This is a genomic window from Lysinibacillus fusiformis, from assembly GCF_016925635.1.
In the GTDB taxonomy this organism is placed as follows: Bacteria; Bacillota; Bacilli; order Bacillales_A; family Planococcaceae; genus Lysinibacillus; species Lysinibacillus fusiformis_F.
In genome coordinates this window covers 1519490-1540987 of the sequence record NZ_CP070490.1, presented here as the reverse complement: position 1 = coordinate 1540987, position 21498 = coordinate 1519490, and the positions used below count along the sequence as shown (strand labels likewise).

The window sequence follows — 21498 nt, the reverse complement described above, 5'->3', positions numbered from 1 at the left end:
AAAATAGATGTTAGCATTTTTTCCTTCAATTTATAAAGATGAACTATTATATAGTGTGTTGGCTAGATACCATAAACGTTCAGGGAATTTAAGTAATAAACATTCAACTTTAGATTTGTTTGGAAAAAAGAAAGCATATATTATTCCTGATTTACCTACTGATTTAGAGATATTATTAGAAAAAGTAAATCCTTTTTTAAATTCGAGTATTGATGAATGGATAAATTATCATACATTGTATAACTACTATACAAATTTTACTTCAAAAGAAATAAAACAGAGTGTTCGAAATAAAATGTTATATGGCTGTGGCAATACTTCCTTGCATTATTCAACAGGTCAAATGGCTGGGACAGTAAAAGAGCCTATGTATTTTCGCTATTGTCCTAACTGCTTTGAAGAAGATATTCAAGTGAATGGAGAAACATATTGGCGGACATATCACCAATTACCAAGTGTATTTATTTGTTTAAAGCATTCTGTCTTGCTTGTAGACAGTTCAATCTTAATTAGGCAAGGAAACTCTTCGTATTTTTATTCAAACATTGAAAACAGTTTAGAGAAGGGCAATAAAAGTGATGTTTCAAAAGTAAACTTTGATTTGCTACGTCATTTTGCTGTAGAAAGTAGCAACTTAAATCAAAAGGATTATAAATTTGATCAGTTAAATTTATTAGAGATTTATCATTACCTATTGGATCGCGAAGGGTATGTAAAATCAAACGGCACAATCGACCAAAGGCGATTAGAAGAAGACTTTATTAAGAAGTTTAAGGTCGATTTTTTAATATTGATGCAATCATTTCCAAGTGGTGTAGAAGGACAGTGTTGGTTAAGGGCAATAACAAGAAAACATCGAAAGTCTTTTCATCCTGTACGGCATTTACTGTTCATTTATTTTTTAGGTGAATCGGTTGATACAATTGAACAGTATGCAAATAAACGATATAGTCCATTTGGTGAAGAGCCATATCTATGTTTGAATCCTGCGGCAGAACACTTTCTACAGCCTGTAATAACTAATTTAAAGGTTACTCGTTGCTATGATACTAAAAGGCCGGTAGGAACCTTCTCCTGTGCCTGTGGCTTTGTTTATTCTCGTAAGGGGCCAGATAAAACAGAAGAGGATAAAACAAATATAGGGCGTATTAAGATGTTAGGTGATACTTGGTTGAGCAAACTCCATCAATTGGTTGAAATAGAACAGTTGAGTTATAAAGCATGCTCAAAAATATTAAAAGTCGACACCAAAACAATTATTAAGTATTCTAAGCAAAGAAATAGTAAGCCTATGAACAAGGAAAATCATATTAAAAGTGATTTGAAGCAAAAATGGCTTGATTTAATTAACCAATACCCCATATTATCAAGAACAGAACTTAGAAAAAAAGACCCATCACTTTATATGCGAATTTATAGAAATGATAAGGAATGGTTAAAGGAACATTCCCCAGTTGTTAAAGTAAATAGGGTTACTAATAAAAGAGTTGATTGGGTACAGAGAGACCTTCACATCTTGGGCATGGTAAAAAAAGCAGTGGAAGATATAAGTGCTAAAGAAAAACCAGTTAGAATAACCGTAAGCAGTATAGGTAAAATGATTAATAATAAATCGTTGTTAGAAAAAAGAGTAAATAAACTGCCCAATACGATGAAGTATATTGAGAGTGTTAAAGAAAATACGACCAATTTTCAAAAGAGGCGTATTAGTTGGGCTATAGATCAATTAAAAGATGAAGAACTTGAAGTTTGGAAAATAATGCGAAAAGCAGGAATCAGTGAAAGATTTTATTCTGGGTTAGAGATAGAAATAAAAAGGCAGATAATAAGTGCGAAGCAAAAATTCTGATATAAAGAATGATACCAAAAAGCCGTGTTCATAGCTGAAAACACGGCTTTTTTTGTTGTAGTCATAATGGTGTTGTTCATCTTTGAAATCGAAAAATTAAAATCCTGTGAATCCACCAAAGAAGGGAGTAAACCAAGCAATAATTTTTGTCATCATGTCAAAATAGAGTAGCACACCCATTACTATCATTAACCATCCACCAATGCTCATAATGAGATGACTTTTTGTCTGGAAAAAGACGTTGCATGCTGTGCAAATCATATTGACTAGAAGAACTTGAACAGTGAACAAGTTTGTAATCAAAGCAATATTTATTCTTCTATTTAGCAACAGAAGCACAGTAATTGAAACTACTGTGCTTCTGTTTTTTAGTTCAATACATACTATGCAACCTCTCATATTCATGTGGGGGGAGCATCTACAGAAGATTTTATAGATAATTGACATAACTATGTAACAAAATATCCCGAGGTTTATATTGATTATTCTAATTGCTGTAATAAAATGATGTTATATCTTGTTAAGTTATAACATTCAGGAGGAAACTATGCTTTCAGAGAGACAACAACTTATACGTGACATGATTCTATATAGACACAATTTGAAAATCTCAGAATTAAGTCAAACACTTGAGGTATCAGAGATGACAATACATCGAGATATAAAACCTCTGATTGAAGAAGGGCTTATTATGAAGACATATGGTGGGATTACACTTATAAGGGATCAATCTATACATCGTGTTGAGGAAGACGAGTGTGTGTATTGTCATCGTAAGTGTGATGATCGATTGGTTTACAGGATAATTCTTTTAAATGGAGAACGTGAAAATGCTTGTTGCAGCCATTGTGGAATACTGCGGCATCGACAGTTAGGTGATGAGGTAGCACAAGCAATTTGTACCGATTTTTTAACAGGGACAACGATTAGCGCTCATCTAGCTTGGTTTGTTTTAGACACTACTGTCCATATTCGTTGTTGTTACCCACAAGTGTTGGTATTTGAGACTAAAGAATATGCAGAGAACTTTGTAAAAGGATTCGGAGGTAAAGTCCTTACATTTTCCGAAATAATGAAATCATTTCCTCAACACCTTAAATTGTCCTGTAAGAACAGTTGAAGAGGGGAATTTAAATGAATGAGGTACTTCTTCAGATACATGTGTGGTTAAGTCAGTTAGCCAATTTAGTAGCAGAACCAATTTATACATTAGCACTAAAACTAGATGTATGGGGAATGAAGGCTTTCTTATTAGGGTTGGTTGGGGCAACTGCACCATGTCAACTTACATCTAATTCTACTGCTGTTGCTTTGATTACATATGAGACTGAAAAAAATAAAAGGTGGTTGAATGTAGGGAGTTATATTACAGGCAAATCTTTAGTGTACATATTGTTAGGCATAATGTCTGTATTCATCGGTAGTACAGTTGCTGATATTCCTTTCATTGGAACAATGTTTTTCCGTAAATTATTTGGCCTTACTCTTATTCTAATTGGATTAGCTCTCCTTGGAAATATTTCAGTACATTCCTCTGCATCACAACGTATCTTCCAAAAAGTCCAAAAAGGATTGAAATTGAAAAATACATCTCTTTCTTTTGGGTTGGCTATGGGTTTTTTATTCTGTCCTACGTTGTTTTGGTTATTTTTTGTCTTGTTATTGCCGACAGGAAATGGAGAATTTAATTTGATAGGTCCCATTTTTTTTGCAATTGGAACAGCAATGCCACTCATTTTATATGTGATACTACTGACTATTAGTGAACGGTTATTAAATCCAATGAAGAAGACTTTGTATTCATTCCATAATGTATCAAGGAATATTTCTGCAATCTTCTTTATATTGTCAGGATTATTCGAAACTTTAAATGCTTGGATAGGATAGAAGGGAATTTGTTTATGATATATATATTTAGTTTTAGTATTATTTTTTTGTTAACCGGTTACGTCATTTTTTCTACCTATCGTGCCAAATCGTTCTTATCAGAAATGACTGCTATGATGATTGCAATGGCTGTTTCTATGATGGCTAGCATAGTAGTAGGAACCATATTAGGAGTAATATTAGTAGGGAAAATGACTGTCCCAGTAATCTCCTCAGTACTTTTTGGCATGATAATTGGATATGTTATTGGGCGTCCCTTTAGTTTATTGGCTTCATTAGATGGACTATTAGCAGGTATCATGGGCGGCATGATGGGTGCAATGTTGGGGGTAATGGTTTTTTCTCAAGATCCTGTCGTTATGATGATATTTGTGGATGCAATTTTTATCATTGTCATGATTCTTATATTGAAATTAATTAGACAAGAAGTTAAGGGAACAGATACAATAACGGTAATATCAAATAAAAATAAATGGAGTAAAGTTATTTTTTGTGTAATTGCCGTATTATTAGTTGTTTCTGTTGTATTCTTTAAACCCATTTCTCATTACTTCAGAGATCTTTTGGGTGATACAACTCCGGTTTCAGACGATTCTTCTACAAAAATAAATGAAGTAAAAGCAGAGCAAAAAGACGGTTATCAGGAAGCCGTCATAATGGTAGAGCCATTTGGATATACACCTGAGAATGTAAAAGTAAAAGCTGGAATCCCAGTTCAACTTCATTTTCAAAAGAGTTTTTCAGGTGGATGCTTATCATACTTAATAATAGAGGATTTCCAAATAGAAAAAGATCTTGATAAAGGTGATAACTTGGTCGAATTCACACCAGAAAAACCGGGTATATATACGTTTCATTGTGGAATGAATATGTATTTTGGAAAGATAATAGTTGAATAATGGATAACAACGAAACAAAGCACAGCCATTAAGAGTCTGTGCTTTGTTTTAGTTTCACCTTTAAAATTTCTTTACTTATGTAGATTTAAAAAATAAGTATCGTGGGGTTTTATTCTTATACGAGAGATATTCTACTTTAAGCATATTCTCTAAGTGTTTTTCTTCTTGAAGAATAAGGTTATGAATTGAAACTATATTTAGTAAACAAATAATTAATGTAACTAAGTTAGGGAATGTCAAAAATAGACCTATAAACATTAAATTGAATCCAACAAATGCAGGATTTCGACTATATTTGTATAAACCATTGGTGATTAGCGAGGTTTTTGTTTCTTTATCTATACCAACTCTCCAAGAGGTTTTCATTGTTATCATTGATAAAATAAAAAACAGTAAACCAATGGTAATTGTCATTAATCCAAAGTAATGCATAACCTCATTGGTGAATAGTTTAGGTAAAATATTATCAATCGAATTATCAAATATTGACTCTAAAAGCCATGCAATTCCCCATACGAAAGTTGAAATTTTAACAAACATTTCGGAAGAATCGACGGATGTCCCCTTATTTCCTTTTCCTAACACATTTGCTTTTATCCCTGATTTCTTATTTAGAATAACTAGCTTTAATGAATAGGAAAATAAAAACAAAGCAAACAGAATCAATGAAAAAACATTTACCAGTTCCATTTTTATCTCTTCTTTCTATAATGAATTAAGTGCTATTTTAAGAAAGTAAAGTACTAGAAATAAAAAGATGGACTTTCATATAAAAAGCCCATCTATTGAATAAAGTGCGTTAATTCATTCTTTAACACGCATTAAACGTAAGCTGTTTAATGCTACTAACAATGTTGCTCCCATATCTGAGACAATGGCAATCCAAAGTGTTAGCCAACCTGGAATAACTAATAGTAATGCAGCTAGTTTAATTAAAATGGCAAATGCTATATTTGCCTTGATAATATTTAAGGCCTTACGACTTAGCTTTATTGTAAACGGTAATTTCCGTAGATCATCTGCCATTAAAGCAACATCTGCAGTCTCTAATGCAGTGTCTGTACCAGCACCACCCATGGCGATACCGACTGTAGAAGCTGCTAAAGCAGGAGCATCGTTGACACCATCACCGACCATCGCAACATTGCCATAGTCTTTTCGAAGTTGTTTTATATAGGAAAGTTTGTCTTCAGGCATTAATTCAGCTTGAATTTCAGAAACCCCTACATGATGACCAATTGCATTCGCAGTCCCTTTATTATCACCAGTTAACATGATTGTTTTCTTAACACCCATGTTATGCAATTTCTCAATAATTTCTTGGCTAGATTCACGTACCTCATCAGCTACGGCAATGATTGCTTGAATCTCTTTTTCAGTTCCTAATATCATGGCAGTTTTGCCTTCATTTTGTAACTTAAGGATGTTTCCTTCTAAATTCTCTGGAATAGGTACATTTAACTCTTGGAACAATTTTGGGCTACCGATGTAATACAAAGTACCATCTACTTCACCTTTTATTCCTTTGCCAGTAATGGCTGCGAAAGCATCAACGTTGATATTTTTGAATGAAACATTTTCTTCTTCGGCTCTTTTAATAATCGCAGAAGCTAAAGGGTGCTGAGATCGATATTCTAAAGCCGTAATTATGGCTAGAATCTTTTTTGAATCTTTTTGGGTATTCATTACATCAAAGTTTGTAACCACTGGAACACCTTTTGTAAGCGTACCTGTTTTATCAAAAGCAATTGCCTTAAGCGAACCCATTTCCTCTAAATAAATGCCACCTTTAATTAAAACCCCTTTTTTAGCAGCATTACCTATAGCTGAAACAATTGAAATTGGTGTTGAAATAACAAGCGCACATGGACATCCAACTACAAGTACTGATAAACCTTGATAAACCCAAGTTTCCCAACTACCATCGAAGAACAGTGGGGGAACAATTACTACAAGCCCTGCAATGACCATGATAATTGGTGTATAATATTTCGCAAATTTATCAACAAATGCTTGTGAAGGAGCGCGTTCACCTTGAGCTTCTTCAACTAGATGTATAATTTTTGAAATCGTTGTATCTTCAACGTATTTTGTAATTTTAACTTCTAATAAACCCTCTTCATTTAGTGTTCCAGCGAATACCTCATCATCTACTGTTTTTGAAACTGGTACTGATTCCCCTGTAATAGCTGCTTGGTTGACTGCAGAAAGACCGCTAACCACGATGCCATCCATTGCAATTTTTTGCCCAGGTATAACAATCATAATATCGCCAATCTCTATATCATCTACGTGTACCATGATTTCTTGACCATTTCGACGAATTAAAGCTTCTTTTGGTGCAATATCCATTAATGAGCGAATTGATTGACGTGCTTTATCCATTGAATAACGCTCTAAAGCTTCACTAATAGCGAATAGGATAACAACTATGGATGCTTCTGCCCATTCTCCTATAAATGCAGCACCAATGACAGCTACCGTCATTAATGTTTTCATGTCAAAATCAAAGCGAGTTAAATTTTTGAAACCAACTTTGAATAGATTGAAACCACCGATTACAATTGAAGCTATAAATAATAGGGAGGTAATAAGATTTTCTTCACCGTTTACGTATTGAGATAGATAACCGAATACGATAAATAAGCTTGCGTATAAAAGTGTGCTATGTTTTTTGTAAAATGGTACTTTCTTTTCAACTTGCCCCTCACTATTGTCAGAAGATGGAGCTTTAGATCTGTATGAAGGTGTATCCATTGATACTTTTAAATTTTCAAAAGCTCCAGCTTTTTCAAGTTCCGCAATAGTTGTTTCGCCAGTTACGGAAATTTTAGAAGCACCGAAGTTTACTTTTGCATCTTGAACCCCTGGAAGCTCTTTTACATTACGTTCAAATTTACCTGCACAGTTTGCACACGAGAAGCCTTCAATTCTATAGGTAGTATCTGTTTGGGGTGGAGTAACACGTTTTTGTTTTTCTGGCGTTACTTTTAAGTTTTCGAAAGCTCCAGCCTTTTCTAACTCCTCCACGGTCGCATCGCCTGTAACTGATATTTTAGATGCCCCAAAGTTCACCTTTGCATCTTGAACACCAGGTATTTCTTTTACATTACGTTCAAATTTACTTGCACAGTTGGCACAAGAGAAACCGTTCACGCGGAATACCTGTTTTTCCTCAGTCATTAATTTCACCTTCTTTATGTTCTTCAAATGCAACACTGATTAAATTCTTAAAATATGGGTCATGAATAGCGTAATAAACCAATTTCCCTTCTTTACGATATTCAGCTAATCCTAAATTTCGTAGTAAACGCAAATGGTGCGACGCAGTTGCTGTTGTTGACCCAATAATATTAGCGATATCGCAAACACATAATTCATCTTCTAGTGTTAGCGCATAGGCAATTTTTACACGTGTATCATCCGAAAGTGCTTTAAAAACTTTAGCAACATCCATTGATTTTTTTTCTTTTAACTTGTCTTGAACATAGTTTACTTTATCCTCATGAATACAGGTGATTTCACATATTTCTTTCATATATTTTCCTCCAGTTATCATTCAAACGTTCAAACGATTATTTGATTGTTTTTATAATAAACTTAAACATTCAAATAGTCAAACAGTTATTTGAATGTTTTATTTATTTAATGCAATTTATTATTTTTGACCAGAAAAGTATATGCAAAAGCCTAAGCTTGAAAAAAGTTAATTTTTTTGGATATGTATGGAAAAAGAAATGTAGATCATTAAATTAGAGGTTAGCTATTGAATATAATAATTATTAGTTTGAATAATAGTTGCAAATTGCAAATAAAATTGCTATATATATTTATTAAGGATAGAATATTTTTGTGTTTTACTTAGTTTTATTAATTACAGCTATTATTTTTAATGAATTTATATTTGCAAAATGCAAATAATGAAGGGGGATAAAAAATGAAAGGGATTCTTGATACAATCGTTATTGGGGGAGGGCAGGCTGGACTTGCAGCAGGCTATCATTTACTGAAAAAAGGTCTACGATTTTTAATATTAGAAGAAAGTAATCAGATCGGGGGTTCTTGGCCAAATTATTATGACAGTCTTAAATTGTTTTCTCCAGCAGGGTTTTCCTCTATGCCCGGCATGAAGTTTCCTGGAAACCAGAATCTCTATCCGAAAAGGGATGAAGTTATTCGATACTTACAAGATTATAAAAAAAAGTTCCAATTACCTGTTTTAATTAATCAGAGAGTAGATATGATTGAGAAAAATAACATAGGTTTTATTGTTCGAACTGTCACAGGCGATAAATTTCAAGTTAGAACAATCATAAATGCTACAGGCTCATTTAATAATCCTTTTATTCCTAACATTCAAGGAAGAGAAGTTTTTCAAGGAAAAACACTTCACTCTTCAGAGTATCGAAATACAAAGCCATTTCACAACCAAAGGGTAATCGTAGTTGGAGGAGGAAATTCGGCTGTGCAGATTGCTGTTGAATTGTCTGAAGTTAGCAAAACTACTCTTTCAGTACGACAACCAATAAAATTTGTAAAACAACGATTATTAGGTTTGGATATACATTACTGGTTGAAAATAATTGGTTTTGATACCTTTCCTTTCTGGCGCTTTGGAAAAACGGCACCCAGATCAAATGCCGTGAATGATACAGGAGGATATAAAGATCGAATTAGTAAGGGGAATCCGGAACAACGTTTAATGTTTACTTCTTTTTATCAAGATGGAGTTATTTGGCCGGATGGAGAAAGGGAGCCTGTAGATACCATTATCTATGCTACAGGATTCAGACCACATTTACCCTATATGAAATTACTTGGTGCATTAGATAGGGAAGGAATGCCTTTACAAAAGGCAGGTATTAGCAGTATCCCTGGATTATATTTTGTGGGATTAGAAGGACAACGATCATTTGCATCTGCGACTTTAAGAGGTGTGGGAGAAGATGCCGAGTATGTTGTGAAAAAGTTACTTCACCACTTGAAAAGTAAAAACTTTTGAAGGTGGAAAAACATCTTCAAACAAAGTTAAATATATTTTAGTGGCATTTTGCAAATAAATAATATATATGTCTTAATAGGAGATGATTGAATGGATAATAAACGTGAACTTTTTCAAGTTTTAACTCAAAAGTTTGCTTTACTAAATAAAACTTGTTGTACTGTAGGCTCGATTGATATCACGCCAATACAGAGCCATATCCTATATGAGATAGACAAACAAAATAACCCCTCTATGCAACAAATAGCAGAGGCAATAGGAATGGATATTACTACATTTAGTAGACAGATTCAATCTCTTATTAAGATGAATCTTGTCAAAAAAAACTCTCTACAATCAGATAAAAGAGTGTACATTTTATCATTAACCGTTGAAGGTACATTTGCCGCCACTACAATTGATCAAATGATAAACAATTACTTAAATGAAGTCTTTTCACACTTAAATGATTTTGAAAAAGATACGGTTTTACGTTCAATTGAATTATTAAATAAAGCAATGGCGAAATCGAATATTTGTTGTACACCATCTTCGTGATTATTCTTTTTATGTATGAAGTAATTTAATCTTTTATTTAGCATTTCAACAATCCTCATATAAAACAAAGGGATTGTTGAAATGACTAAAAGAATCAACTATTAATCCATTAGAGATGTCACTAAACTATATTGCTTTTTATTTAACTATTAAAGCAGGGCAGTTAACACGTTTCATTACCTTATGACTAACACTACCGAGTACCATTTCCTGTAGACCATTCAGCCCACGACTGCCAATAACAACTAGATCAACTTTTGAATTATTTGCATATTTAACGATTTCTGGACCTGGTATTCCGTGTAATATTGTTACTTTATGATTAAGATTGGCTTCGGTTAATAGCTTTTCAATGTTTTGAACCTTTTTACGACGTTCAAAATGTAAAGCTTCGCTAGAGCCCGCATGTAAAACATCAGATTTAGATTTTTCAAAGTCTGCAACGTAGACAATATCTATTAACGATTCCTTATTATTTAAGGCGATTTTAACAGCTTCTTTAGCTGCTCGTAAGGCGTTCTCTGAACCATCTGCAGCTAATAAAATGTGATTATACATACTTTTCCTCCTCTAATGAGATGATGACATTCCGTCTAATCGATCCATAACTTTTTGACTTGCTGTATCTAGTCCTGTAACTTCGATAACAACTCCTTTTTCTTGCAGTAAATCTTTTACTTTAAACAAAGCACCTACACCTGAATCATCCCAAATATGGCTATTTGAAAAATCTATCGTGATCTTAGAAGAACTAAACTCAGCATTTTTAAAGTAGTTAATAAAGTTATCCGTAGATGCAAAAAACAATTGCCCTTCTACGATATAAATGTTCCCCTTTTCTAATACTTTCAATGTTGAGATTTTTACGACAAAGAAAATTGCACTTAAAATAACGCCTGCAATAACTCCTTTTGATAAATCATGTGTGTAAACAACAATGATTACCGTAACTAACATAACAATGGCATCAGTTCGAGGTGCCTTCACTAAATATTTAAAAGAACTCCAATCAAAAGTACCGATACTTACCATAATCATGATACCTACTAATACAGGCATTGGAATCTTTACAACCAAGTCGCCTAACACAATGATTAAAAAGATTAAGAATAATCCTGCTACAAGGGTAGATAAACGCCCTCTACCACCAGACTTCACATTGATAACAGATTGACCTATCATTGCACAACCAGCCATGCCACCAAAGAACCCGTTAATAAAGTTAGCAATCCCTTGTCCTCTTGCTTCTTTATTTTTCTCACTTTCAGTTCCTGTCATATCATCTACGATTTGTGCAGTTAATAAAGATTCAAGTAGACCGACAATCGCTAATGCTAATGAATAGGGGAAAATTATTTGAAGTGTTTCAAAAGTAAAAGGCACATTAGGGATGAGAAAAGTAGGTAGTGATTTTGTAATGTTCCCTAAATCTCCTATGGTTCTTAATTCCACTCCACTAAAGATTGCTACAGCTGTTAATACAACAATTGCTATAAGTGGTGCTGGAATTACCTTAATAAACCTTGGTAATGTATACACAAGTAAAAGGGTAACGGCCACAAAAGCATATGTCATTGTAGAAATGCCGATAAAATGAGGTACTTGTGCTAAAAAAATTAAAATAGCTAATGAGTTAACAAAACCAATCATCACAGCATTTGGAATAAATTTCATTACCTTAGCTACCTTGAACAAGCCGAATAGTATCTGTATAATGCCTGTTAAGATAGTAGCCGCTAGTAAATAATCAAGTCCATATTCTTTTACTAAAGGCACCATTAGAAGAGCCATGGCACCCGTGGCAGCTGAAATCATACCTGGTCTACCGCCGACAAATGCTATAATAACAGCGATGCAAAATGATGCATATAACCCTACCATAGGGTCCACACCTGCGATGATAGAAAAAGCTATGGCCTCGGGTATTAGAGCAAGTGCAACGACGATTCCTGCCAATATATCGCCTCGGATGTTTCCGAACCATTGTTGTTTTAAACTTTGCATGATATTCTCCTTTATTATTAAAATTCTATGAGTATCATAACACCTATATTCCTAAAAGGGAACCTTTTCGGGACATGAACTGGAGGTAAATTGATGATTTACGGTTATATACGACCTTTATATGATGATGAAACATGTGAAAAACAGATTAGAGCAATGCCTAAAGAGTGCGATAAAATTTATCATGAGTTACACGCCAAACCCAAAAAACGAACTGTATTAGAAGAGTTGCTTATGGCATTGAAACCAGGAGATACAATTATTGTTGAACGTATGTTTGTTTTAGCGGATACAACCCGACACCTAAATGAATTAATAAAATTATGTAAAAAAGATGGGGTATCTATTCAGTTTAAAAGCGAGGATATCTGTAGTAATCAATCTTTAACTTGTGCTTTACAAGAAATGATGGAGCATTATATACGATTCCAAACTGACGTAGCTAAACAGTCCGCAAAAAATGGGATAATAAATGCTAGAGAGCAAGGTAAGGTGATTGGTAGACCGAAAAAACCAGATGAAAATATCCAAAAGGCTGTCTCTATGTACTATGCGGGTAACTTTACATTGCTGGATATTAAAAATGAAACAGGAATAAGTAAATCAACACTATATAGATATTTAGAATCAGTAGAAGATTAAAGCAAATAGCTTTAATGAACATTTGAAGAGTACACTTAGATAACTAGGTGTACTCTTGATTTTTTACAAATTGTTAACAATATATATCTTGCTAACAATATATTATGCAATTAATATATAAGTAAATAATTATATAAGGAGTGAAATCATGAGTGGACCTATAATTTATTTTCTTTGTACTGGAAATTCATGTAGAAGCCAAATGGCCGAAGGTTTGGCAAAACACTATTTAAAAAACAAATTTGAAATACTAAGTGCTGGCATAGAAGCGAAAGAAATTAATCCTATTGTATTTCAAGTGATGGAGGAAAAAGGTATTGATATATCTAATCAATCATCAAAGGTAGTTGACTTTAAATTATTAAATAAAGCAGACATAGTCATTACTTTGTGTAGAGATGCAAAGGAAAGATGTCCAATTTTGTTACCTCGTTCTTCACATTTACATTGGTCATTCGAGGATCCTACAAAAGCTCATGGTACAGATGAAGAAATACTTGATGCTTTTCGAAAGGTTAGAGATGAAATTGAAATAGCTATTTTAAAATTTATGGAAGGGAATATAGGTGGATATTACAGTTTAGCTTTAAATCAAAATCAATTCTATGAACCAAAAGAAGATTTTGGAGAATTAATTCAATTCATTCGACAACAAAAAGGAATGAGTGTTAAGCAATTGTCTATTCAGGCAGCAATAACAGAAGACTACATTATAAAAACCGAGAAAAATCAAACAAAGCCTTCTAGGTTTTTTATTCATCGCTTAGCGAACGCTTTTCAAATGGAATATGATGATTTGATTAACAGTCTATATAAAATAAATTGACTTTAACTTATAGTATTTATTTATAGTTAAAAGCTCATGATAAGAAATGATATTAGTAAAGAGGTGATTACGGTGCCTAAACCTTATGATGAATTGATTAAAGATCGAATTTATATTGGGAGTGCTGATGCTGTAGAAAGTGTCGTGAAAAACGAAAAAATAGACTTAATAATTGATTTGAGAGCTGAAGCACCCAATGTGAAATTTAATAATACTCGATTGCATTGTCCTATTGTTGATGATTTTACTCAACAAGATGCATCTGTAAGAAAATCTATTAATACAGTTGTAAATGCTTATAATGATGGGAAAAATATATATTTTCATTGTAATCATGGAAGTAATCGTACCGGTGCTGTGGCTGTAGGTACACTTATTACTTTAAGTAAAGCCAATACCATTGAAGAAGCTGAAGAAATTGCAAGAAACGCTCGTTCTAATATTAAGTTAAAACCCGAAATGAAAGCAGCACTAAAAAGAATTTTTTAAACAGGCTAAATAACTATTGCAAAATTATGTAGCGAAGCTTAATATAAGATTATAGTTATATACTAATGTTTTTGACTATTTAGGAGGGTAATTATGAAAAAAACTGTTGTTTTAGGAACAGGACCAGCTGGACTAACTGCAGCTATTTATTTGGCAAGAGCAAATATGGAACCAATTGTAATTGAAGGAGAACAACCTGGTGGACAACTGACTTTAACAACAGATATTGAAAACTTCCCAGGTTTCATAAATGGAATATCAGGTTCAGAATTAATGGATAATATGAGGAAACAAGCCGAGCGTTTTGGTGCTAAATTTAAACGTGGGTGGGTAACAAATATAGATTGTTCAAAAGGATATATTCAATTACAGGTTCAAGGGTTAGGTGAAATTGAGACTAAATCTATGATTGTTTCTACAGGTGCTTCTGCAAAACTTTTGAACATACCAGGAGAAAAAGAAAACATAGGGAGAGGAGTTAGTACTTGTGCCACATGCGATGGATTTTTTTTCCGTAACAAAAAAGTTATTATTGTTGGCGGTGGCGACTCAGCTATGGAAGAAGCGAATTACTTAACAAAGTTTGCAAGTGAAGTAATTGTAGTACATCGAAGAAATGAACTACGTGCATCCAAAATCATGCAAATTAGGGCAAGAGAAAATTCCAAAATATCTTGGGAACTTAATATGACACCAACAGAAGTAATGGCAAATGAAAATGGAGTTACTGGTTTAAAAGTGATAAATAATGAAACGAATGAAGAAAAAGTTATTCAAACGGATGGAATCTTTATCGCTATTGGTCATACCCCAAATACATCTTTTTTGAATGGACTAATTAATACAGATGACATGGGATATATCAAGGTTAAGCCGGGTACAACAGAAACAAATATTCCAGGGATCTTCGCTTGTGGAGACGTACAAGATAATAAATACCGCCAAGCAATTACAGCTGCTGGTACAGGATGTATGGCTGCGCTTGAAGTAGAAAGATATATAGAAGGAATTACTGTTAGTGATTGGATGGAGAGGAATAGCCAATAAGTATTTTAAAGAATATAAAGAATATAAAGAATATTTTATTGAATTGAAATTGAATAAAAGACATAAAATTTTTAATATTGGGTAAATGTCTCTTGAATGTCTAATTCAAAGAACATAACATAAGTGTATAGTTATATACAGATGTTTTGGGTATCTATTACCGGAATAATTTTAAAAAAGGTATGCAAATAATTATATAAGGAGTGCAGATAAATAAATGGAAAATACACTAATAGAAAAACAATTAAAAGCAGCTGCAGATTTAAATCGAATTAAATTACTTGCATGCATGAAAAATGGGGAGGTATGTGTATGTGATTTTGTGGATGTGCTAGGCATATCACAACCAGCTGTTAGTCAGCATCTACGAAAATTAAAGGAGGCAGGCATTATTACGGAACGAAAAGTAGGGACTTGGAAACATTATCGATTAGTGGAGGAGCAAACCCCATTGATGAAGGGCATTTTAGAACAGATTCAGCTTTTAAAGGGGTGCAATTGTGAAACCGATTGCTGTCATGTAGGGGGAAATATAAATGAGTAATGAATCTTTAACCAAACAGCTTTCTTTTCTAGATCGTTACCTTACACTATGGATTTTTGTTGCAATGGGAATAGGTGTTGTATTAAGTATCACAATGCCCAATATTGGTGAAGCATTAGAATCTATGTCAATTGGAACAACATCGATACCGATTGCGATAGGGTTAATTGTCATGATGTACCCACCATTAGCGAAAGTGAAATATGAGGAAATGTGGCGAGTGTTTAAGGATTGGAAAGTGCTTTTACTATCACTTTTACAAAACTGGTTACTCGGCCCGTTCCTCATGTTCTTTTTAGCGATTATCTTCTTACAAGATTACCCAGAATATATGGCTGGACTCATTATGATTGGCTTAGCTCGATGTATTGCCATGGTGATTGTGTGGAATGATTTAGCGCGTGGAGATCGTGAATATGTAGCTGGTTTAGTTGCCTTTAACTCCATTTTTCAAATTGTGACGTATTCAATTTTTGCTTACTTTTTCTTAAATGTATTACCTGGTTGGTTTGGTTTAGAGAATTTCAATGTATCCATTTCTATGTGGGAGATTACAAAGAGCGTTCTAATTTACTTAGGGATACCATTTGCAGCAGGATTCCTCACACGATGGATAGGAATTAAAGCAAAAGGAAAACAGTGGTATGAAGAAAAGTTCTTACCGAAAATTTCACCACTTACTTTAATTGCACTGCTGTTCACGATTGTGTTGATGTTTGCTTTAAAGGGTGAGCAATTAGTAGAACTGCCACTTGATGTAGTGCGAATTGCTATTCCATTATTTATTTACTTTGTGATCATGTTTGCTGTGTCATTCTTCTCTTCCCGTAAAGTAGGTGCATCTTATCCTGTCACAGCAGCTCTTTCTTTTACAGCTGCAAGCAACAACTTCGAGTTAGCAATTGCTGTTGCAGTGGGTGTGTTTGGCTTGCATAGTGGCGTGGCATTTGCCGCTGTTATTGGACCACTAGTGGAAGTACCAGTCCTCATTGGACTTGTATGGGTTGCCTTACGTTGGCAGAAAAAATACTTTAAAACCATTAAATTATAAGGAGCAATTACTATGACAAATACACTTTATTTCTTATGTACAGGAAACTCATGTCGAAGTCAGATGGCTGAAGGATGGGCAAAGAAATTACTACCTACCAATTGGACAGTTAAAAGTGCTGGTATTGAAGCACATGGCGTAAATCCGAATGCTACTAAAGCGATGGCGGAGGTAGGGGTTGATATTTCAAATCATACATCCGATTTAATTGATTTTGAGACATTAAACAATGCAACATTAGTTGTCACTTTATGTGGGGATGCAGCTGATAAATGCCCAATGACACCTCCTCACGTTCGTCGTGAGCATTGGGGATTTGAAGATCCAGCGAAAGCGACAGGTACTGATGAAGAGAAGTGGGCTGTATTCCAAAATGTTCGTGATGCAATTGGTAAACGCATTGAACAATTTGTAGCTGAGGAGCTGAAATAAATTGAAAAAAATTCATATCTATGAGCCAGCAATGTGCTGTTCTACAGGCTTATGTGGACCTTCTATAGACCCAGAATTATTGCGAATGTCATTTATTATGAATAATTTAAAGAAAACAAACATAGAAGCTGAAAGATTTAATCTTACAAACGAGCCAAATGCTTTTGTAGAAAACGAAGCAATCAATCAACTATTAGTGTCAGAAGGAATGGATGCCTTACCTGCAACGTTTGTGGATGGAGAATTACTTTGCAAAGGAATCTATCCAACAAATGAACAATTTTCACAGTGGTCAGGACTTTCAGAAGACGAATTACTACAAAAGCCAAAAGTACGCTTGTCACTAAAAGGAGATGCGTAAGATGGAACGCTTTACAAGAATTCATTTCCCTGACACCCCATTCCTGTTTTTCACGGGGAAAGGGGGCGTTGGGAAAACATCGGTTGCTTGTAGCCTATCAATAGCCATTGCAAGGGAAGGGAAAAAGGTACTTTTAATTAGTACAGACCCCGCATCCAACTTACAAGATATTTTTGGCCAAACGCTTTCTAATAGTCCAACAAAAATTGAAGGCATAGACAATTTATTTGCGATAAATTTGGACCCTGAACAGGCAGCACAACATTACAAAGAGCAAATGGTTGGTCCGTACCGTGGAAAACTACCTGAAGTGGTATTACAAAATATGGAGGAACAACTTTCTGGTGCTTGCACAGTAGAAATTGCTGCCTTTAATGAATTTGCTTCACTATTGACTGATACTTCAGTGATTGGGAATTTTGACACTGTGGTGTTTGATACAGCCCCTACAGGGCATACGTTACGATTATTACAGTTGCCTTCTGCATGGTCTACGTTTCTAGACGATAACACGACTGGCACTTCATGTTTAGGTCCTTTAAAAGGGCTAGAACCACAACGTGAAGTCTATAAAGAGGCAGTTGAACGTTTAAAGAATGCTAATCAAACAACGTTAATGTTAGTGACACGCCCAGAAGAAAATCCTTTAAAGGAAGCTGCACGTGCTTCTCACGAATTGTTTGAAATAGGCATTCAAAATCAGACTCTACTAATTAATGGATATATGAGCAATGCCAATTCTACTGATGATATCGAAGAGGCTTTCATTGCGCGTCAAGCTGATGCAATAGCAAGAATTCCTGAAGAACTAAATCAATTTGAGCATTTCTACTTACCTTTTGTACCGTACTCATTATCAAGTATTGAGCGTATGCAAGCATGGATGACTGACAAAGAAGTTATACATGCAGATGAATCAAATGAAGAAACTAAGATTCCTGAGATAGAAGAAATGATTGCAGATTATTTAGAACGTAAACCGAAACTCATTTTTACGATGGGGAAAGGTGGGGTTGGAAAAACAACTGTGGCTTCTTATATTGCATTACGATTAGCAGAAGAGGATACTCATGTACATTTAACTACAACAGATCCCGCCGCACACCTCGATTGGACATTCGGAGATGACAACGTTAATAATTTAACGATCAGTCGTATTGATCCAAAAGCAGAAGTGGCAAACTATGAAGCAGAAGTGCTTGCAAAGGCAAGTGAAACGATGAATGAGGAAGGTTTAGCATTTGTGAAAGAGGATTTGGCTTCTCCTTGTACAGAGGAAATAGCTGTATTCAAAGCATTTGCTAACGTTGTAGAAAATCATCAAGATGAAGTCATTATTATTGATACCGCACCAACAGGGCATACGTTGCTTTTACTAGACGCAACAGAAGCTTATCATCGGGAAATAAGCCGTTCACAAGGGGATATTCCTCCAGCTGTTTCTAACCTGTTACCAAGGTTGCGTGATGCCTCTTATACGAGTGTTGCCATTGTAACTCTTCCTGAAGCAACACCTGTTTATGAAGCTTCGCGCTTACAAGAAGATTTACACCGTGCTGGATTATCTGTTGATTGGTGGGTTGTTAATCAAACGTTTTCATCTATCTATACAACAAGTCCAACATTAATTCAAAAACAACAAGCTGAAACGAAATGGCTAAAAGAAGTTAGATCCATCAGCAATAATCAATTTGTGGCCATTCCATGGGTAAAAACGCCACCGGTTGGAACACAAGGCTTACATGAATTAAAAGGAGAGAAAATCAAATGAAAATGAGTCTAGAAGGTAAAAATTATTTAGAACAGGTATTAGCTGATTCAGAGGTTAAAACGCTTCGTTTCTTTGGTATTGCAGGCTGCTGTGGGGTTAATTTAGGTGTAGGCTTAGAAGCACCAGCAGAAGAAGATGCAATTCAAACAATTGAAGGTATCGAAGTCGCAATTCATCCTGATATTGCACCGCAATTAACAGATGTTACGATCCATGCAGAAGAAGAGAATGGTGAGCTAGGTTTAGTATTAGTTGGATACTCACCGACATCTTGCTAACAAGTGATCCTAAATATACTGTCTGTCGTAGCAATTATTCAATCCGTTGAATGGAGGATGCAATAATGACAGTAAACCATGCTAGCGAATTAACTAAAGATTATTTTATCGCTTATTTAAAGTTAATAATGAATAGTAGAGAATACACATTGATACAGGCTAAAGAGTTTGCTTTTGATTTCTTCTTTAAAGGAGATATGGATCGTTACGGCACTTCTACATGGTTGCAATTTGAAAAAGCTATAAAAGAAATTGATAAAATCATGTGTGAAATGGAAGTGTGTTCATAACTATCACAAAAGCTTAAATAAATTACGTCTAGCTTACTGCTAGACGTAAAAAATATATTTTATATAAGGGAATGCTTATATAAAGAAAAAAGAGGAGAAGTTTATATGAAAACACTAAAAGTAATCAATCAAAATCAATCTTGTTGTACTCCTGTTCAGGACATTGAAGTCCAAGAGACTGTTAATAATTCCAATAAGAATTTACCGATTGTCATAATTGGTGCAGGTCCTATCGGGTTAGCTACTGCTGCTCATTTAGTAGAGCAAAACCAGTCATTTATTTTACTTGAAGCTGGCAATGAAATAGCACACAATATTCGTACTTGGGGGCATGTCACATTATTTTCTCCATGGCGTTATAACATCAATAGAGCTGCTAAATCATTATTAGAGGGGTCTGATTGGGTAGAACCTAACTTAGAAACAATACCTACAGGGCATGAGTTAATTGATCTTTATTTAAAACCTTTGGCAGAGTTAACACAAATAAAACCTAGTATCCGATTGAACTCAAAAGTAGTAGGTATTTCAAGACAATTAAATGATAAAATGAAATCAAAAAATCGATTAAATCAGTTCTTTAATATATATGTTGAAAAAGAGGATGACATCGATATTATTGAGGCAAAAGCAGTTATCGATGCAACGGGTACATGGGGGAACCCAAACCCAGCAAATTCTACAGGTGTTTGGCTGAAAAATGAGAAAGTATTAGCAGATCACATTGAGTATGGTATTCCAGATATAAATACGAATCCTAAGAGATATGCAAATAAGAAGGTTGCTGTCATTGGTGGTGGTCATTCAGCGATCAATACCTTATTAGCTTTGGCTGAATTACAAAAAGATAATCCTTCAACAAAGCTTGTGTGGATTATGCGTAAAAGATCTGTAGAAGAAGCCTATGGCGGGGAGGAAAAAGATGCGTTGGCAGCACGTGGCGCACTCGGTATTCGCATCCATGAATTAGTAGATACAGGAAAGATTGAGGTAGTAACACCTTTCTATATTTCACAGGTGAAAAAAGAAGAGAATATCCATATTGTAGGTACTATTAATGGAGAACAAAAAGTACTTACAGGATTCGATGAACTTATTGTTAATGCAGGAAATCGACCTGATTTTACCATGAACAATGAACTGCGTTTATCTATTGATACAGCAACAGAAAGTGTGCAAGCATTAGCGCCACTAATTGATCCTAATGAGCATAGTTGTGGCACAGTCAGAGCGCATGGTGAAGAAATACTACGCCAACCTGAAAAGGACTTCTATATAGTCGGAGCTAAAAGTTATGGACGCGCACCAACATTTTTAATGGCAACCGGCTACGAACAGGTTCGTTCAATAACAGCTTATTTATCAGGAGATGAAGAAGCGTCGAAACGTGTTGAATTAGAATTACCAGAAACAGGCGTATGTAGTATTAATCTTGTCAATCAATCAAATACATGTTGCTAATTGGGGGGATATGTTTTGTTAAATCAGTTATTTATAGTGGGAGTATATATATTAATTATCTTAATGTTATCATATATTACACATGAATATCTGGAAAATAAGTTTAGTAAGCAATGTTATTTAATATG

General features: G+C 34.4%; 22 protein-coding genes and 2 pseudogenes. 18 read left to right on the top strand and 6 right to left on the bottom strand.

Annotated features, from left to right (window positions below):
• The first annotated feature begins 7 nt into the window (after positions 1–7).
• Positions 8–1849 carry a TnsD family Tn7-like transposition protein gene (locus JTI58_RS07650; RefSeq protein WP_036079778.1) on the top strand — a complete coding sequence of 614 codons (1842 nt, stop codon included), beginning with the start codon at positions 8–10 and terminating at the stop codon, positions 1847–1849.
• 96 nt (positions 1850–1945) lie between these two features.
• On the opposite strand, the pseudogene JTI58_RS24840 reads toward JTI58_RS07650, so the two are convergent.
• A pseudogene (locus JTI58_RS24840) lies at positions 1946–2059 on the bottom strand (cytochrome c biogenesis protein CcdA); the annotation flags it as partial.
• Positions 2060–2396: 337 nt separating this feature from the next.
• Here JTI58_RS24840 and JTI58_RS07645 point away from each other — a divergent pair.
• Genes JTI58_RS07645 through JTI58_RS24835 form a run of 3 tightly spaced genes read left to right on the top strand, consistent with a single transcriptional unit; the run spans position 2397 to position 4635 of the window.
• Positions 2397–2969 carry a DeoR family transcriptional regulator gene (locus tag JTI58_RS07645; RefSeq protein ID WP_009374044.1) on the top strand — a complete coding sequence of 191 codons (573 nt, stop codon included), beginning with the start codon at positions 2397–2399 and terminating at the stop codon, positions 2967–2969.
• Positions 2970–2983: 14 nt separating this feature from the next.
• Positions 2984–3736: an urease accessory protein UreH domain-containing protein gene (locus JTI58_RS07640; RefSeq protein WP_009374042.1), complete on the top strand. Its 753-nt coding sequence runs from the start codon at positions 2984–2986 to the stop codon at positions 3734–3736.
• A 14-nt stretch (positions 3737–3750) separates the two neighbouring features.
• Positions 3751–4635 (top strand): cupredoxin domain-containing protein, encoded by an 885-nt coding sequence (locus JTI58_RS24835; RefSeq protein ID WP_009374041.1) that lies wholly within the window; start codon positions 3751–3753, stop codon positions 4633–4635.
• A gap of 75 nt (positions 4636–4710) precedes the next feature.
• Here JTI58_RS24835 and JTI58_RS07630 read toward each other — a convergent pair whose 3' ends face one another.
• The 3 genes from JTI58_RS07630 to JTI58_RS07620 all read right to left on the bottom strand — a co-directional run bounded on the left by JTI58_RS07630 (position 4711) and on the right by JTI58_RS07620 (position 8173).
• A complete protein-coding gene (locus JTI58_RS07630; protein WP_009374040.1) occupies positions 4711–5325 on the bottom strand; it encodes a methyltransferase family protein in 615 nt (204 codons plus the stop codon).
• A 114-nt stretch (positions 5326–5439) separates the two neighbouring features.
• Positions 5440–7818 (bottom strand): heavy metal translocating P-type ATPase, encoded by a 2379-nt coding sequence (locus JTI58_RS07625; RefSeq protein WP_009374038.1) that lies wholly within the window; start codon positions 7816–7818, stop codon positions 5440–5442.
• Entirely contained in the window at positions 7811–8173 is a 363-nt protein-coding gene (locus JTI58_RS07620) for an ArsR/SmtB family transcription factor (RefSeq protein ID WP_009374036.1), read from the bottom strand. The genes JTI58_RS07625 and JTI58_RS07620 overlap by 8 nt, the downstream gene beginning before the upstream one ends.
• A 399-nt stretch (positions 8174–8572) precedes the next feature.
• On the opposite strand from JTI58_RS07620, the gene JTI58_RS07615 reads away from it, so the two are divergent.
• Positions 8573–9637 carry an NAD(P)-binding domain-containing protein gene (locus JTI58_RS07615; protein WP_205446140.1) on the top strand — a complete coding sequence of 355 codons (1065 nt, stop codon included), beginning with the start codon at positions 8573–8575 and terminating at the stop codon, positions 9635–9637.
• Positions 9638–9727: 90 nt separating this feature from the next.
• A complete protein-coding gene (locus JTI58_RS07610) occupies positions 9728–10174 on the top strand; it encodes a MarR family winged helix-turn-helix transcriptional regulator (RefSeq protein ID WP_205446139.1) in 447 nt (148 codons plus the stop codon).
• 138 nt (positions 10175–10312) lie between these two features.
• Here JTI58_RS07610 and JTI58_RS07605 read toward each other — a convergent pair whose 3' ends face one another.
• Together JTI58_RS07605 and JTI58_RS07600 are read right to left on the bottom strand one after the other, a co-directional pair.
• Positions 10313–10732, bottom strand: a complete 420-nt coding sequence (locus tag JTI58_RS07605; protein ID WP_205446138.1) for a universal stress protein — start codon at positions 10730–10732, stop codon at positions 10313–10315.
• 12 nt (positions 10733–10744) lie between these two features.
• Entirely contained in the window at positions 10745–12178 is a 1434-nt protein-coding gene (locus tag JTI58_RS07600; protein WP_431844398.1) for a SulP family inorganic anion transporter, read from the bottom strand.
• Between the two features lie 93 nt (positions 12179–12271).
• Between JTI58_RS07600 and JTI58_RS07595 the strand changes: the two genes are divergently transcribed.
• From JTI58_RS07595 to JTI58_RS07540, 12 genes and pseudogenes are all read left to right on the top strand, one after another.
• On the top strand, positions 12272–12820 hold the full coding sequence (locus JTI58_RS07595) for a recombinase family protein (protein WP_205446137.1): 549 nt from the start codon (positions 12272–12274) through the stop codon (positions 12818–12820).
• 148 nt (positions 12821–12968) lie between these two features.
• Positions 12969–13376 (top strand): annotated as a pseudogene (gene arsC, locus JTI58_RS24830) (arsenate reductase (thioredoxin)); the annotation flags it as partial.
• Positions 13377–13718: 342 nt separating this feature from the next.
• Complete coding sequence (locus tag JTI58_RS07585; protein ID WP_243456353.1) at positions 13719–14135, top strand: protein-tyrosine phosphatase family protein; 417 nt, start codon at positions 13719–13721, stop codon at positions 14133–14135.
• A gap of 93 nt (positions 14136–14228) precedes the next feature.
• Positions 14229–15182 carry a thioredoxin-disulfide reductase gene (trxB, locus tag JTI58_RS07580; protein ID WP_205446134.1) on the top strand — a complete coding sequence of 318 codons (954 nt, stop codon included), beginning with the start codon at positions 14229–14231 and terminating at the stop codon, positions 15180–15182.
• 217 nt (positions 15183–15399) lie between these two features.
• On the top strand, positions 15400–15726 hold the full coding sequence (locus JTI58_RS07575) for an ArsR/SmtB family transcription factor (RefSeq protein ID WP_205446133.1): 327 nt from the start codon (positions 15400–15402) through the stop codon (positions 15724–15726).
• Positions 15719–16777 carry an ACR3 family arsenite efflux transporter gene (arsB, locus tag JTI58_RS07570; RefSeq protein ID WP_205446132.1) on the top strand — a complete coding sequence of 353 codons (1059 nt, stop codon included), beginning with the start codon at positions 15719–15721 and terminating at the stop codon, positions 16775–16777. The genes JTI58_RS07575 and arsB overlap by 8 nt, the downstream gene beginning before the upstream one ends.
• Before the next feature lie 12 nt (positions 16778–16789).
• Complete coding sequence (arsC, locus tag JTI58_RS07565; RefSeq protein WP_016993624.1) at positions 16790–17209, top strand: arsenate reductase (thioredoxin); 420 nt, start codon at positions 16790–16792, stop codon at positions 17207–17209.
• Between the two features lies 1 nt (position 17210).
• Complete coding sequence (gene arsD / locus JTI58_RS07560) at positions 17211–17570, top strand: arsenite efflux transporter metallochaperone ArsD (RefSeq protein WP_009370518.1); 360 nt, start codon at positions 17211–17213, stop codon at positions 17568–17570.
• 1 nt (position 17571) lies between these two features.
• Entirely contained in the window at positions 17572–19341 is a 1770-nt protein-coding gene (gene arsA / locus JTI58_RS07555) for an arsenical pump-driving ATPase (protein WP_009370516.1), read from the top strand.
• Positions 19338–19619, top strand: coding sequence for a HesB-like domain-containing protein (locus JTI58_RS07550; protein ID WP_009370515.1), 282 nt, complete (start codon positions 19338–19340; stop codon positions 19617–19619). Before arsA ends, JTI58_RS07550 begins: the two co-directional genes overlap by 4 nt.
• A gap of 65 nt (positions 19620–19684) precedes the next feature.
• On the top strand, positions 19685–19909 hold the full coding sequence (locus JTI58_RS07545; RefSeq protein ID WP_009370514.1) for a hypothetical protein: 225 nt from the start codon (positions 19685–19687) through the stop codon (positions 19907–19909).
• A gap of 105 nt (positions 19910–20014) precedes the next feature.
• Positions 20015–21370 carry an FAD-dependent oxidoreductase gene (locus JTI58_RS07540; RefSeq protein WP_009370513.1) on the top strand — a complete coding sequence of 452 codons (1356 nt, stop codon included), beginning with the start codon at positions 20015–20017 and terminating at the stop codon, positions 21368–21370.
• The last annotated feature ends 128 nt before the right edge of the window (positions 21371–21498 follow it).